We start from the raw sequence: 12,689 nt of genomic DNA on the forward strand, positions 1-12,689 counted from the left end.
GTGCGAGTGGGACTGCTGACCCGGGAGTACCCGCCGGACGTGTACGGCGGCGCCGGCGTCCATGTGGAGTTCCTCGCCCGGGAGTTGAGGTCCCTGGTCGACCTGGAGGTGCACTGCTGGGGCGAGGGCCGCGCCGAGGGCGTGCTGCGCCACCGCCCCTGGTCCGCGCTCGACACCGCCAACGACGCGCTGCGCACCTTCTCCGTGGACCTCGCGATGGCCGCCGCCCTGGAGGGCAGCGAACTGGTCCACTCCCACACCTGGTACGCCAATCTCGGCGGCCACCTCGGGAAGCTGCTGTACGGCGTCCCGCATGTGATGACCGCGCACTCCCTGGAGCCGCTGCGCCCCTGGAAGGCCGAGCAACTCGGCGGCGGATACGCCCTGTCGAGCTGGGCCGAGCGCACCGCGATCGAGACCGCGGACGCGGTGATCGCCGTGTCGGGTGCCATGCGCGAGGACATCCTGGCCTGCTATCCGGCGCTGGACCCGGCACGCGTGCGCGTGGTCCACAACGGCATCGACACCGGCCTGTACCGCCCCGACCACGGCACCGACGTCCTGGACCGGATCGGCATCGACCGCGATCGTCCGTACGTCCTGTTCGTCGGCCGGATCACCCGCCAGAAGGGCGTGCCCCATCTGCTGCGCGCGGTACGGGACATCGACCCGGCCGCGCAGGTCGTGCTGTGCGCCGGCGCCCCCGACACCCCGGAGATCGACCAGGAGTTCCGCGACCTCTTCGAGGAGCTGAGCCGGGTGCGAGCGGGCGTGCACTGGATCCCGCAGATGCTGCCCCGCCCCGAGGTGATCCAACTCCTCACGCACGCCGCCGTGTTCGTCTGCCCTTCGGTGTACGAACCCCTCGGCATCGTCAACCTTGAGGCGATGGCCTGCGGAACTCCCGTGGTGGCGTCCCAGGTCGGCGGTATCCCGGAGGTCGTCGACGACGGCAAGACGGGGCTTCTGGTGCCCCTGGACGACGACTTCGAGGCGGCTCTCACACAGGCCCTGGACTCCGTGCTCGGTGATCCGGAGGGCGCCCGGGCGATGGGCGAGGCCGGACGGGAGCGCGCGGTGGGGGAGTTCGGCTGGGACGCGGTGGCGCGGCGCACGGTCCGCCTCTACGAGGAGATCCTCGAACAGGCGTAGGGGGCCGTGCGCGGGGGCAGGCATGGATCAACCACGGTGAGGGGAGCGGCCATGCGTCGTGGCGGACCTTCGGTGCTCGGAATCGTGCTGGCGGGCGGAGAAGGCAAACGCCTGATGCCCCTGACCGCGGACCGCGCGAAACCAGCGGTCACCTTCGGCGGCACCTACCGCCTCGTCGACTTCGTCCTGTCCAACCTCGTCAACGGCGACATCCTGCGCATCTGCGTGCTCACGCAGTACAAGTCGCACTCGCTGGACCGGCACATCACCACCACCTGGCGGATGTCCAGCCTGCTCGGCAACTACGTCACCCCGGTCCCGGCCCAGCAGCGCCTGGGCCCGCGCTGGTACCTGGGCAGCGCGGACGCGATCCTCCAGTCCCTGAACCTGATCTACGACGAGCGCCCGGAGTACGTCGCCGTGTTCGGCGCCGACCACGTGTACCGCATGGACCCGCGGCAGATGCTCGCCCAGCACATCGAGTCCGGCGCGGGCGTGACCGTGGCCGGGATCCGCGTCCCGCGCGGTGAGTCCCCGTCGTTCGGGGTGATCACTCCCGGCTCCGACGGCCAGACGGTGGAGCGCTTCCTGGAGAAGCCCGCAGACCCGCCGGGGCTCCCGGACGCCCCCGAGCGCGTGTTCGCCTCGATGGGCAACTACATCTTCACCACCAAGGCCCTCGTGGAGGCGCTCCAGCGGGACGCCGAGGACGCCAGATCGGTGCACGACATGGGCGGCTCGATCCTGCCCCAGCTCACCGACCGGGGCGAGGCCCAGCTGTACGACTTCAGCGCCAACCACGTGCCCGGCGAGACGACCCGGGACCAGGGGTACTGGCGGGACGTCGGCACGCTGGACGCGTACTACGACGCCCATATGGACCTGATCGCCGAGCGGCCCGCCTTCAACCTCTACAACCGGCAGTGGCCCATCTACACCCACTCGGGCCAGCTCTCCCCGGCCCGCTTCAACGCGGGCGGCATCGCGGGGGAGTCGATCATCAGCGCCGGCTGTCTGATCCGGGGCCAGGTCACGCGGTCCGTGCTCTCACCGGGGGTGGTGGTCGACCCGGGGGCGGTGGTGCAGGGGTCGGTGCTGCACGACAACGTCCACATAGGGCGGGGCGCGGTCGTGCGCGGGGCGGTCCTCGACAAGAACGTGGAGGTGCCGCCGGGCGCGACGATCGGCGTCAATCCGGAGCGTGACGCGGACCTGTACACCGTCTCCAAGGGCGGGGTCATCGCGCTGGGGAAGGGTCAGCAGGTGTCCTGACCTCTGCTCGCCGTGATCCCTGTTGCTTCTGTGACGGAAGAGGCGTCGGGATGCGGCCAAGGGGTTGGACTTAATCTGCTGTTAACTGTGCGTAGCTTGATCGTACTTGACCGTAATCGCCCAGGCGCGATTGACTGCTGGCCCACCCGTCGTCGACGCGAGGCAAGCCCTTGACTTCAGACCTGCTCGCCCCTCTCGACCTGGCGTTCTGGAACATCGAGTCCGAGCGGCACCCGATGCACCTCGGCGCCCTCGGCGTCTTCTCCGCGCACTCGCCCACGGCCGGGGCCCACGCCGCCGACCTGCTCGCGGCCCGCGCCGCGGCCGTCCCCGGACTGCGGATGCGGATCCGGGACGTCTGGCAGCCGCTCGCCTTCGGCGCCGCCACCCGGGAGCCGGTCGCCGACTTCGATCCCCTGGACCATGTGCGGCTGCACGCCCCGACCGATGACTTCCAGGAGGTCGCCGGACGCCTCATGGAACGCCCGCTGGAGCGCGGCCGGCCGCCCTGGGAGGCCCATGTGCTGCCCGGCGAGGACGGCGTGTCCTTCGCCGTGCTGTTCAAGTTCCACCACGCCCTGGCCGACGGGCTGCGCGCGCTGACGCTCGCCGCGGCCGTCCTCGACCCGATGGACCTGCCCGAGCCCCGGCCCCGCCCGGCCGAGCCCTCGCGCGGCCTGCTCCCGGACGTGCGCAAGCTCCCCGGCCTGGTCCGGGGTGCCCTGTCCGACGTCGGACGGGCCCTCGACATCGGCGCCTCCCTCGCCGTGTCGACCCTGGGCACGACGCTGGCCGCGCGCACCACGGCCGCGCTCACCTCCGAGCCCAGCGGCACCCGGCGCACCGCCGGAGTCGTCATCGACCTCGACGATGTGCACCGGGTGCGCAAGGCCGTCGGCGGCACCGTGAACGACGTACTGATCGCGGTCGTCGCCGGCGCCCTGCGCCGTTGGCTCGACGAACGCGGCGACGGCAGCGAGGGCGTCGCGCCCCGCGCCCTGATCCCGGTCTCCAGGCGCCGCCCGCGCACCGCGCACCCCCAGGGCAACCGGCTCTCCGGATACCTCATGCGCCTGCCCGTCGACGACCCCGACCCGCTGCGCCGCCTGGACACGGTCCGCACCGCCATGGACCGCAACAAGGACGCGGGCCCCAACCGCGGCGCCGGCGCCGTCGCCCTGCTCGCCGACCACGTCCCGGCGCTCGGCCACCGCCTCGGCGGACCCCTGGTCAGCCAGGCCGCCCGGCTCTGGTTCGACATCCTGGTCACCAGCGTCCCGCTGCCGGGCATCGGCCTGAAACTCGGCGGCAACCCGGTCACCGCCGTCTTCCCCTACGCCCCGCTCGCCCGCGGCCAGTCCCTCGCGGTGGCCGTCTCGACGTACCGCGGACGCGTCCACTACGGGCTGGTGGCCGACGCGGCGGCCGTACCGGACCTCGACCTGCTGGCCGCGGCACTGTCAGCGGAGGTGGAGACGCTGATCATGGCCTGCGACCCTTGACCGTCCCGCTTTTTGGTACTGACGCTCGGCGCTCCGTAGAATTCCCCGTTCGAAAGCGGACGCGGTCGGAGCGCCGCACGGGTGAGCAGGGAAACGGCAGCGGCGATGACGGTGACACAGGACGGGTCGGCGACCACGGAAGAGGTCGTGTACGGCCCCGGCATCGACCCCGAGCGGCTGGCCGTCTGCCTCAGCGTGCTGGAGGAGCTCGACAAGCTGGAGGTCGACCACCCCGACGCCATCGCCGTGCGGCGGGCCACCGCCGGTGTCTACCGCACGGTCAAGCAGCGCCGCCGCCAAGAGCGCCGGGCCGCCAAGACCGCGCACGACAGGGCGGTCACCGAGGCCACGGCGACCGGCTCCGCGCAGCGCATCGACGACGAGACGGAGGGACTCCTGCCGTCGTCGGTCACCGACGAAGGCCGGATCGCGGGGATACTCCAGCGCCCGCGCTCCTGCTACACCTGCAAGACGCGGTACGTGGAAGTCGACTACTTCTACCACCAGCTCTGTCCCGAGTGCGCCGCGCTGAACCGCGCCAAGCGGGATGTGCGCGCCGACCTCACCGGCAAGCGCGCGCTGCTCACCGGCGGCCGCGCCAAGATCGGCATGTACATCGCGCTGCGCCTGCTGCGCGACGGCGCGCACACCACCATCACCACGCGGTTCCCGAAGGACGCCATCCGCCGCTTCAAGGCCATGGACGACTCCGCGGACTGGATCCACCGCCTGGAGGTCGTCGGCATCGACCTGCGCGACCCGGCCCAGGCCGTCGCCCTCGCGGACCAGCTGACCGAGCAGGGCCCGCTCGACATCCTCATCAACAACGCGACCCAGACGGTACGGCGCCTGCCGTCGGCGTACGCCGCCCTGGTGGACGGCGAGTCCGCCCCGCTGCCGGCCGGTGAACTCCCCGCCCACCACGTCATCGGAGCCTTCAACTCCGGTGCGGTCGACGGCCTGACCGCGCTGCCCCTCGGGGTCTCCGGCCTCGACGCGCAGAAGGTCGCCGACCTCGCCCTGGTCGCGGGCCACGCCAGTGTGGAGCGGCACCGCGACGGCACCGCCATCGACGCGGGCGGCCTGGTCCCCGATGTCGTCGACACCAACACCTGGGTGCAGACCATCGAGCAGATCTCCCCGGTGGAGCTCCTCGAAACCCAGCTGTGCAACTACACGGCGCCGTTCATCCTGATCAGCAAGCTCCGCCCGGTGATGGCGGAGGCGGCGCGCAAGGCGTCCTCGGGCCGCGCGTACGTCGTCAACGTCTCGGCGATGGAGGGCGTGTTCGGCCGCGGCTACAAGGGCGCGGGGCACCCGAACACCAACGCCGCCAAGGCCGCGATGAACATGGTGACCCGCACCAGCGCCCAGGAGATGTTCCAGACCGACGGCATCCTGATGACCTCGGTCGACACCGGCTGGATCACCGACGAACGCCCCCACTACGACAAACTCCGGCTCGCCGAGGAGGGCTTCCACGCCCCCCTCGACCTGGTCGACGGCGCGGCCCGCGTCTACGACCCGGTGGTGCGCGGCGAGGCGGGCGAGGACGTGTACGGGGTCTTCCTGAAGGACTACGCGCCCGGCAAGTGGTAGGCCGCCGCAGCGGCCACTGACATCGCACGCGCGTGCGGGGAGCGTCTCCCCGTGCGCGCGTGCTTTTCGTGCTCCCGTCTACGGCAGCTCAGTGGGGGTTCGGGTGCGGAGCGCCTCCTGTACGGCGCTTCCCGCTGTCGGCTGGGCCGCCCGTACCCGTGTCCCCCCGTCCACCACCAGATCGGCGCCCGTGACCCACTGGGCCGCGCCCGAGGCCAGCCAGGTGACCGCTCGGGCGATGTCCTCGGGCTCGCCGATGCGGCCCAGTGGCATGGCGTCGGTGATCTGCTGCTCGGCGGACTCCCAGACGAAGCGGGCCAGTTCGGTGCGGATCAGGCCGGGGGAGACCGAGTTGACGCGGACCTTCGGGGCCAGTTCGCCCGCCAGTTGGCGGGTGAGGTGGAGGAGGGCGGACTTGCTGGTGCCGTAGGCGCCGATGTTCGGGCCCACGTGTTCCGCGCCCTCCGTGCAGATGTTGACGACCGTGCCGCCGTGCTCGCGCATCCAGGCTCGCCAGGCGTGCTGGGTCAGCCGGAGGGGCGCCTCCACGTTCACCGTGAACGCCGTGCGCCAGGCGAGCGGGTCGATGTCCATGAGCGGGCCGTAGGGCTGGTTGGTCGCCGCGTTGTTGACCACGATGTCGAGGCGGCCGAGTGCGCGGACGCAGAAGTCCGCCAGCGACCGGAGATGCGCGGGGTCGGCCACGTCTCCCGGCAGTCCCGCGCCGCCCAGCTCCGCCGCCGTGCGCCGTACCTCCTCCGCGTCCCGCGCGGTCACGCACACCCGCGCTCCGGCCTCGGTGAGTGAACGGGCGACGGCGAGCCCGATGCCGCGGGTGGCGCCGGTGACCACGGCGGCCCGGCCCTGGAGTCCGTACGGCGACGTCATCGCCGTACCGTCTCATGACGGCCCGTCAGTCGACAGCCCCGAGGCGGGAGTTCCGGGCGGCGAGCAGTTCCAGTACGGTGCGCCAGTCCTCCAGGACCCCGGCGTCGAAGCCGGCGGTGCGGCTCTCCTCGGCTGCCTGTCGCAGCCGTAGCAGATCGTCGTCGGACGGGTCGCAGGTGCGGCCCTGTACTACAGCCTCAGATCTTGAGATCTGAGGCTGTAGTACCTGGGCGCGGACCAGGCGGGCCACTCGCTCGCCGAGCAGGGGGCGTACGGCGTCGGCGGCGCGGCCGGGCTGGGCCGTTCGGTCGCCGGGCCTGAGCAGCGGGCCGATCGCCTGGACCAGACCGGCCACCTGGAGTTCCTTGTCGGCGGGGCGGCGCCGACGCAGCAGCGCGGCGGTGCGCAGCGCGTGCTGGTGCAGATCGGTTCCGGCGCCGGTGCGGCCGGGGGCGGGCCGTGCGCCCCGGCAGGCGTACAGCAGATCCATCAGCTCTTCGACACTGCGCAGCTCCATGCGCCAGTCCTCCCGCGGGACACGCCGTTGCCTCCGTCAGCAGATCATGGGTGGCTTGCGATTCGGCCAACGGGACCTGAACTGCGTGGCGCTTGGGACGCCCGTTCCCCTCGGTCCCCCGCAGGGGTGAGGGGACGGGGGGAGAAAACAGGGCGACTTCAGACAGTAACCCCGAGTTTTCAGCCCCATCGAGCGGGTACCCGCTCATTTGGTTACTCTGTAGCGGACGGACAGCAGCACGGGGTCCCACCCACACCCACGTGCTCCGTACGAGAAACCGGCGCCACCGCGTCCGAACTGCCTATCGATTCACACCCGAGCGGCCTCAGACGCCGGGCGCAGCGGCCCCGGCGCAGTTGGTCCCGAGGGTGACCCGACACATAAGGAGTGCGCGGTGACACCGGAGAAGACGAAACGCGAACCACGTCCCAAGGAACGTCCGGAACGCGCGGGCCGTCGGCCCGGAGAGCTCGGCAGCCTGGACGTTTGGGCCCGATCCGCCCCGATCCGCCTCGCGGGTTACGAGGACGACCTCGCCGAGCCCCACATCCTGCCCAGCGTGGACTGAAGGCGCCGAGAGCCTTCGACGTAGACGATCGCATGGGCGTGCGAGACTGGCGCCCATGCTGATCAGAGAAGCCGCGGCTGAGGACTGGCCGCGGATCTGGCCTTTCTGGCACCGCATCGTTTCCGCCGGCGAGACGTACGCCTGGGACCCGGACACCTCGCAAGAGGCGGCCCGGGTCCTGTGGATGAACCCGGCGAAGCGCGTGTACGTCGTCGAGGACGAGACCGGCAGGGTGGTCGCCTCCGCGTACATCACCCCCAACTACGGCGGCCCCGCGGCCCGTATCGCCAACGCCGGCTTCATGGTCGACCCCGCCCACGCGGGCCGCGGCATCGGCCGCCTCCTCGCCGAACACGTCCTGACCACCGCCAAGGCCCTCGGCTACCACGGCATGGTCTTCAACGCCGTCGTCGAGACCAATCCGGCCGTCAAGCTGTGGACGTCCCTCGGCTTCACGATCCTCGGCACGGTACCGGACGCCTTCGAGCATCCCCGGCACGGCCTGGTGGGGCTGCACATCATGTACAAAGCCCTGTGACCTCCGTACCGGCTCCGCTCACCGAGGCCGAGGTGGCGGAGGCCGAGCAGGAGTTGGGGATCCGCTTCCCGGCCGAGTACCGCTCGTATCTGCGGCGGGTCAGCGCGGGCGGCGCCGTCTTCGCGCTCCGCCGCACCAGCGGGGGCTGGTGGTGGGACGGCAACACCGACATGCCGCGCGACCTGCTCTCCCTGCCCTTCCCGCACCCCGATGCGTATGACGCGGCCGACGACGAACTGGCCGCACGCGAGCCCCGGTCCGAGGACTTCCCCGACCCCGACGCCCACGCGGCGGCCCGGCGCGCCTGGGACGACGAGGCCGGCGAGTTCGAGTACCGCAAGACGGCCGGTGCCGTCGTCGCCCGGGAGCACGGCTGCGGCTTCGCCACGCTGCTCGCGCTGACCGGACCGCCGGCCGGCACGATGTGGTGGGACGGCCGCGCCACCTGCGACCGCATCCTCCCGCTCTCCCTCGACCACCCCGGCGGGGCCCGTCCGGTCACCTTCGGCGAGTGGCTCGAACGCGACTCCTGGGACCTGTTGCCGCCCGGCTGGGGATGACTCAGTCCAGCGGTGCCGTCCGCTGCCACGGACGTTGCTGCTCCAACTGGGCGGCCAGCTCCAGCAGGTCCGTCTCCATGCCCGGGCGGCCGACCAGTTGGACGGCGCAGGGGGCGCCGGAGGGCAGGGTGCCGGTGGGGAGGGTCAGGGCCGGCCAGCCTGTGAGGTTCCACGGTGGGGTGAAGGGGGAGTAGGTGGTGTTCGCCAGGATGTTGCGCAGCCAGCCCCGCTCGTGCCAGGGGGCGGCCTCGGGGGAGCGGCGGGCCAGGGCGGGGGTGAGCAGGATGTCGTACTGGTCGAAGAACGGGGCGAGGGTGCGTCGCAGCTCCTCGCGGGCCGTGCCCTTCTGAGCCTGACCCACGAAGCGTCTGCCGATCGCCGCGTGGACCCTCGTGCGGCGGGTCAGCAGCCGCGGGTCCAGGCCCTGGGCGTCGACCGAGGTGCCCGCCGTCCAGTGGGCGAGTGAGGTCAGGCTCAGGGAGAGCGGGTAGGGGGGATCCGCTCGGCGTACCTGGTGGCCCGCCTTCATCAGCAGGCCCGCTGCCTCTCGCGCCGCCGCACGGTACGGGGCGCTCACCGCGACCCCGGCTATCGGGCTGCGCAGCGACACCGCGATGCGCCGCGCTCCCCGCGTCGACGCGGGCGGGAGGTCCGTGCCGGCCAGGACCGCCAGCATCAGGCGGGTGTCCTCGACCGTCGTGGCCAGCGGGCCGTTCTCCGACATGCCGAACCAGTCGCCGTCGCCGATGCCCGCCGGGACCACCCCGCGGCCGGGTTTGATGGTGACCAGGCCGCAGTTGGCCGCCGGGATGCGCAGGGAGCCCATGCCGTCGTTGCCCAGGGCGATCGGGACCAGGCCCGCGGCGACCGCGGCCGCGCTGCCGCCCGACGAACCGCCCGCCGAGCGCGAGGTGTCCCACGGGTTGCGGGCCATGCCGTGCACGCCGTCCGTGGTGCCGAAAACGCAGAGTTCCGGGACGTTGGTCAGGCCCACGACCACCGCGCCCGCCGCCCGCAGCCGGGCCACCGTGACATGGTCGTCGGCGGCCGGTGCCTCCGAGGTCGCCGCGGAGCCCATGCGGAGCGACTCGCCGCACACCGCGAGGTTGTCCTTGATGGCCACCGGAACGCCCGCCAACGGCAGTTCGGCCAGATCAGCACGGGTGCCCACGGCGTCTGCCTCGGCGAGCGCCGCCTTCGCCCGCACCGTGCGGAAGGCGCCGATCCGGCCGTCCAGGCGCTCGATCCGTTCGAGGTGCTCGGCGACCACCCCCCGGGGCGTGGCCCGCTTCTCCCGTACGGCGGCGGCGATCTCGGCGGCGCTCCGGCCGACCCAGGTGGTCACAGAAGGCTCCATGAGTAGGGATTACTCGCTGGTACGTCGGGGAGAACTCTGCCCGCCAAGGGCCCCCGCGTCGAGAGTGCGGCTCAGCGCAGATGCCGCTCGAAGAACGCGGTCGTCGCCTCCATCGAGTCCCGCCACTGGGGTCCGAACGTATGTCCCTCGCCCTGGTACTGGCGCAGTTCCACGTCCTTCCCGGCCGCCTCGAACGCCGCGACCGTCCGCTTCGACCAGGCGAGCGGGCAGGTGTCGTCCGCGGTGCCGTGATGGATCAGCAGCGGCTCGGTCGCCCGGTCCACGAAGGCCAGCGGAGAGACGTTCCGCCAGAACTCCGGGTTCTGCGCGGGCGTGCCGTGCGCGGCGTCGATCTCGGCGGCGATCGGGTCGCCCTCGCCCCGCTGGAACCGGTCGATGTTGTCCTGCGGCCTGCCGCTCACCGGCGCGAAGACCACGGCCGCGTCCACCAGCCCCGGCGCCACCACCAGCGTGTTGTACACAACTCCGCCGCCCATCGAGCGCCCGAGCAGCCCGATCCGGTCACCGTCGATCTCCGGCCGGCCGGATCCGCGCAGTGCGAGGACGGCGCCGATGACGTCAGAGGTGCAGCCGAGGAGCAGGTTCACGTCGTTGTCGGGGTCGTCGTCGGAGCGGGCGTGGTTGCGGTAGTCGGTGTGCAGAACGACATAGCCCTCGCGGGCGAGCAGGTCCTGTTCGCGGTCCAGTCCCTGTCCGGTGGTGTAGACGGCCGGGTCGATATAGCCGTGCGCGAGCACCAGCGCCGGGAACGGGCCCTTGCCCTCGGGGATGTTCATCAGCCCAGAGATGGTCAGACCGTCGCTCTCGTACGTCACGGCGTAGGAGGTGTAGGCGTCGGTGCGGGCGAGGACGGTGCCGAGCCGGAGATCGGCTCCGCGGTGGTCGCGCTGGATCAGCGCCTGGCTCGACACGGGACCCACGGGGGAGGGCGAGGCGGACGCCGTACGAGGGCTCGCCGAGGGTGTCTCGCGCGCGCCCTCGTCCCCGCCGCCGGTACAGCTCACCGCCCACAGCAGCGACAGCCCTGCGGCGGCACAGGCCAGTTTCCGCAGCCGTATGCCGCCATTGTCCCCCGGCTCGGCGCCTTGAGGGAGCGGTTCCTCAGGTCCCCCGGGCCACCCCCGTACTGTCCCGCTCGATCAACCGCGCTGGGCCGCGGTGGGCGCCTCGATCAGATCCGCGCGCATCTGCCGCAGCAACTCGGCCCGCACCTGTTCCTCACGGCGCTCGTCGTGCCAGATAACGTCCACCAGGTGCGAGACGAGCTTGACCAAGTCGGTCTTGGTGCACTCGTGCCAGCCAGTCAGATCCCGCAGCTCGCTTCGGTGCCGCTTCGCGGCGCGCGAGGTGAAGTCGTAGAACCCCAGCTCGGACGCGGCGACGCCGACCTGCCGGGCGACGTGCTCGACCGCGTAGGGGCGGCAGCTCCATGCGCATCCGGGGAAACCGGCCGCGCCAGGTCAGGAACTTGAGCTGGACGGCGAAGCCCAATCTCGTCGCCCCGGTCTTGTTGCGTAACCATCCCGCCTCGTCGCCGGACAGGGTGAAGTGGTCCACTACCCCGTCCAGTCCCAGAGCCCGCCCCACGCCACAGCCCCTTTCGTCAACCCCGTACCCGGTAACCGGCTGGACGGTAGAGGCGCCGCTGTTCACCGGGCGCGGGAATCCGGGAACCGCTCCGGCACGGTGGTCGGACCTGGTAGAAGACGCCGGAAGGCTGGGAGATCGACCCGAGGACCTAGCCCAGGTCTCGCCGTACCTGACCGAGCGCATCAACCGGTTCGAGTACCCCACGCACGAACTCGGCATCCAGCCCGAGGCCTACGAGACGAAGCTGGACGTCGCGCCAGTGATGTCGCCGATCAGGTCGAGGGCGGCGGTGAAGTGCACGGTCTCGTGGGGCTTGTGGCGCATCTCGCGCTGGGCGAGCATCACGCCGGGATCGACCTGGTAGACGCCGAGCAGGTGCAGCTGCAGACCGTCGCTGTCGCGGGCGCCGCGCACGGTCTTGCCGTCGGCGGCGAGCTGGAGCAGGGGTGGATCGCCTGCGATGCCGGCCAGAGGATCGCAGGCGTGGGCCTGGACGAAGGAGCCGACGGCCGTATCGAGCGCATCGGCGTCGATCCGGGCGAGGGTGCAGGTGAGTGTGGTGGCTACCGGCAGCCGGTCCGGGGCGCCATCGGGGACCTCGAGCGCGGTCAGGATGCCGGCGCCTTGGCCGTGGGCCCAGCGGATCACGCCTCGCACCGAGCGCGCCCCGCACAACAGGGCGCAGGCGGCCAGGCCGAGCAGCATCGGCAAAGGGTGCGTGACCAGGTGCGGAGCCCGCGGATCGGGCACCGTTACGAACCGCTGCCAGGAGCGCGGGGAGCGTGGCGGGCGTGCACAACTCCTCGCCACTGACGCCCAGTTGATCGGCGAGTTGACGGGAGGTGGGCAGGGTCGGGCAGGATGGCATACGGGCGCGGCCTTCACGATCTTGCGAGTGGAATCACAAGATCATGACGGGCTGCGCCCTTCGACGTTCGCGCATCTTCGTCCAAGATCCGAGCACGCCTCACGCCTGCCACCCCGGGAGACGTGGAACCCCGACGCAGCCGCAGCGACACGCGATGGCCTCGCACCCGCACCACGGGAACAAACCGGCGTGAACCGATCACCAGACGAACGCGAGATCACCGCTGACGGATCGAGGCTAACTATAATCCAGCGATA

Annotated in this window: 12 protein-coding genes and 2 pseudogenes; 7 read left to right on the forward strand and 7 right to left on the reverse strand. The window is 71.6% G+C overall.

The genetic code is table 11. The annotated features are described in order from the left end of the window. The 4 genes from glgA to RMT89_RS10865 all read left to right on the forward strand — a co-directional run bounded on the left by glgA (position 1) and on the right by RMT89_RS10865 (position 5,525). A complete protein-coding gene (gene glgA, locus RMT89_RS10850) occupies positions 1–1,152 on the forward strand; it encodes a glycogen synthase (RefSeq protein WP_315883607.1) in 1,152 nt (383 codons plus the stop codon). 51 nt (positions 1,153–1,203) lie between these two features. Continuing rightward, positions 1,204–2,424, forward strand: coding sequence for a glucose-1-phosphate adenylyltransferase (gene glgC, locus RMT89_RS10855; protein WP_315883608.1), 1,221 nt, complete (start codon positions 1,204–1,206; stop codon positions 2,422–2,424). A gap of 170 nt (positions 2,425–2,594) precedes the next feature. Beyond that, positions 2,595–3,926 carry a wax ester/triacylglycerol synthase family O-acyltransferase gene (locus RMT89_RS10860; protein ID WP_315883609.1) on the forward strand — a complete coding sequence of 444 codons (1,332 nt, stop codon included), beginning with the start codon at positions 2,595–2,597 and terminating at the stop codon, positions 3,924–3,926. Between the two features lie 105 nt (positions 3,927–4,031). After that, a complete protein-coding gene (locus RMT89_RS10865) occupies positions 4,032–5,525 on the forward strand; it encodes an SDR family NAD(P)-dependent oxidoreductase (protein WP_315883610.1) in 1,494 nt (497 codons plus the stop codon). A 78-nt stretch (positions 5,526–5,603) separates the two neighbouring features. On the opposite strand, the gene RMT89_RS10870 is transcribed toward RMT89_RS10865, so the two are convergent. Together RMT89_RS10870 and RMT89_RS10875 are read right to left on the reverse strand one after the other, a co-directional pair. Beyond that, the gene (locus RMT89_RS10870; RefSeq protein WP_315883611.1) at positions 5,604–6,413 is read right to left on the reverse strand and encodes an SDR family oxidoreductase; all 810 of its coding nucleotides are present in this window, start codon (positions 6,411–6,413) and stop codon (positions 5,604–5,606) included. Between the two features lie 25 nt (positions 6,414–6,438). Beyond that, positions 6,439–6,930: a hypothetical protein gene (locus RMT89_RS10875; RefSeq protein ID WP_315883612.1), complete on the reverse strand. Its 492-nt coding sequence runs from the start codon at positions 6,928–6,930 to the stop codon at positions 6,439–6,441. 394 nt (positions 6,931–7,324) lie between these two features. Here RMT89_RS10875 and RMT89_RS10880 point away from each other — a divergent pair, with 394 nt between their 5' ends. The 3 genes from RMT89_RS10880 to RMT89_RS10890 are packed head-to-tail and all read left to right on the forward strand — an operon-like array spanning position 7,325 to position 8,596. Beyond that, positions 7,325–7,498, forward strand: a complete 174-nt coding sequence (locus RMT89_RS10880) for a hypothetical protein (RefSeq protein WP_315883613.1) — start codon at positions 7,325–7,327, stop codon at positions 7,496–7,498. A gap of 55 nt (positions 7,499–7,553) precedes the next feature. Further along, on the forward strand, positions 7,554–8,036 hold the full coding sequence (locus tag RMT89_RS10885; RefSeq protein WP_315883614.1) for a GNAT family N-acetyltransferase: 483 nt from the start codon (positions 7,554–7,556) through the stop codon (positions 8,034–8,036). Beyond that, on the forward strand, positions 8,033–8,596 hold the full coding sequence (locus RMT89_RS10890) for an SMI1/KNR4 family protein (RefSeq protein WP_315883615.1): 564 nt from the start codon (positions 8,033–8,035) through the stop codon (positions 8,594–8,596). The genes RMT89_RS10885 and RMT89_RS10890 overlap by 4 nt, the downstream gene beginning before the upstream one ends. Before the next feature lies 1 nt (position 8,597). Here RMT89_RS10890 and RMT89_RS10895 read toward each other — a convergent pair whose 3' ends face one another. The 5 genes and pseudogenes from RMT89_RS10895 to RMT89_RS10910 all read right to left on the reverse strand — a co-directional run bounded on the left by RMT89_RS10895 (position 8,598) and on the right by RMT89_RS10910 (position 12,449). Next, positions 8,598–9,941, reverse strand: a complete 1,344-nt coding sequence (locus tag RMT89_RS10895; RefSeq protein ID WP_315883616.1) for an amidase family protein — start codon at positions 9,939–9,941, stop codon at positions 8,598–8,600. An 83-nt stretch (positions 9,942–10,024) separates the two neighbouring features. Then, positions 10,025–10,978, reverse strand: a complete 954-nt coding sequence (locus RMT89_RS10900; RefSeq protein ID WP_315883617.1) for an alpha/beta fold hydrolase — start codon at positions 10,976–10,978, stop codon at positions 10,025–10,027. A gap of 135 nt (positions 10,979–11,113) precedes the next feature. Beyond that, a pseudogene (locus RMT89_RS10905) lies at positions 11,114–11,377 on the reverse strand (DUF4158 domain-containing protein); the annotation flags it as partial. 28 nt (positions 11,378–11,405) lie between these two features. Further along, positions 11,406–11,783: pseudogene (locus RMT89_RS45910) on the reverse strand (DUF4158 domain-containing protein); the annotation flags it as partial. A 12-nt stretch (positions 11,784–11,795) separates the two neighbouring features. After that, complete coding sequence (locus RMT89_RS10910; RefSeq protein ID WP_315883618.1) at positions 11,796–12,449, reverse strand: transposase family protein; 654 nt, start codon at positions 12,447–12,449, stop codon at positions 11,796–11,798. Positions 12,450–12,689: the final 240 nt, after the last annotated feature.

Origin of the sequence: Streptomyces sp. P17, assembly GCF_032436805.1 — a bacterium.
Classification (GTDB): domain Bacteria; phylum Actinomycetota; class Actinomycetes; order Streptomycetales; family Streptomycetaceae; genus Streptomyces.

Coding starts and splice junctions, on each gene's coding strand:
- RMT89_RS10870 (WP_315883611.1), bottom strand. CDS start 6,413: ATGACGTCGCCGTACGGACTCCAGGGCCGGGCCGCCGTGGTCACCGGC.
- RMT89_RS10865 (WP_315883610.1), top strand. CDS start 4,032: ATGACGGTGACACAGGACGGGTCGGCGACCACGGAAGAGGTCGTGTAC.
- RMT89_RS10875 (WP_315883612.1), bottom strand. CDS start 6,930: ATGGAGCTGCGCAGTGTCGAAGAGCTGATGGATCTGCTGTACGCCTGC.
- RMT89_RS10885 (WP_315883614.1), top strand. CDS start 7,554: ATGCTGATCAGAGAAGCCGCGGCTGAGGACTGGCCGCGGATCTGGCCT.
- glgC (WP_315883608.1), top strand. CDS start 1,204: ATGCGTCGTGGCGGACCTTCGGTGCTCGGAATCGTGCTGGCGGGCGGA.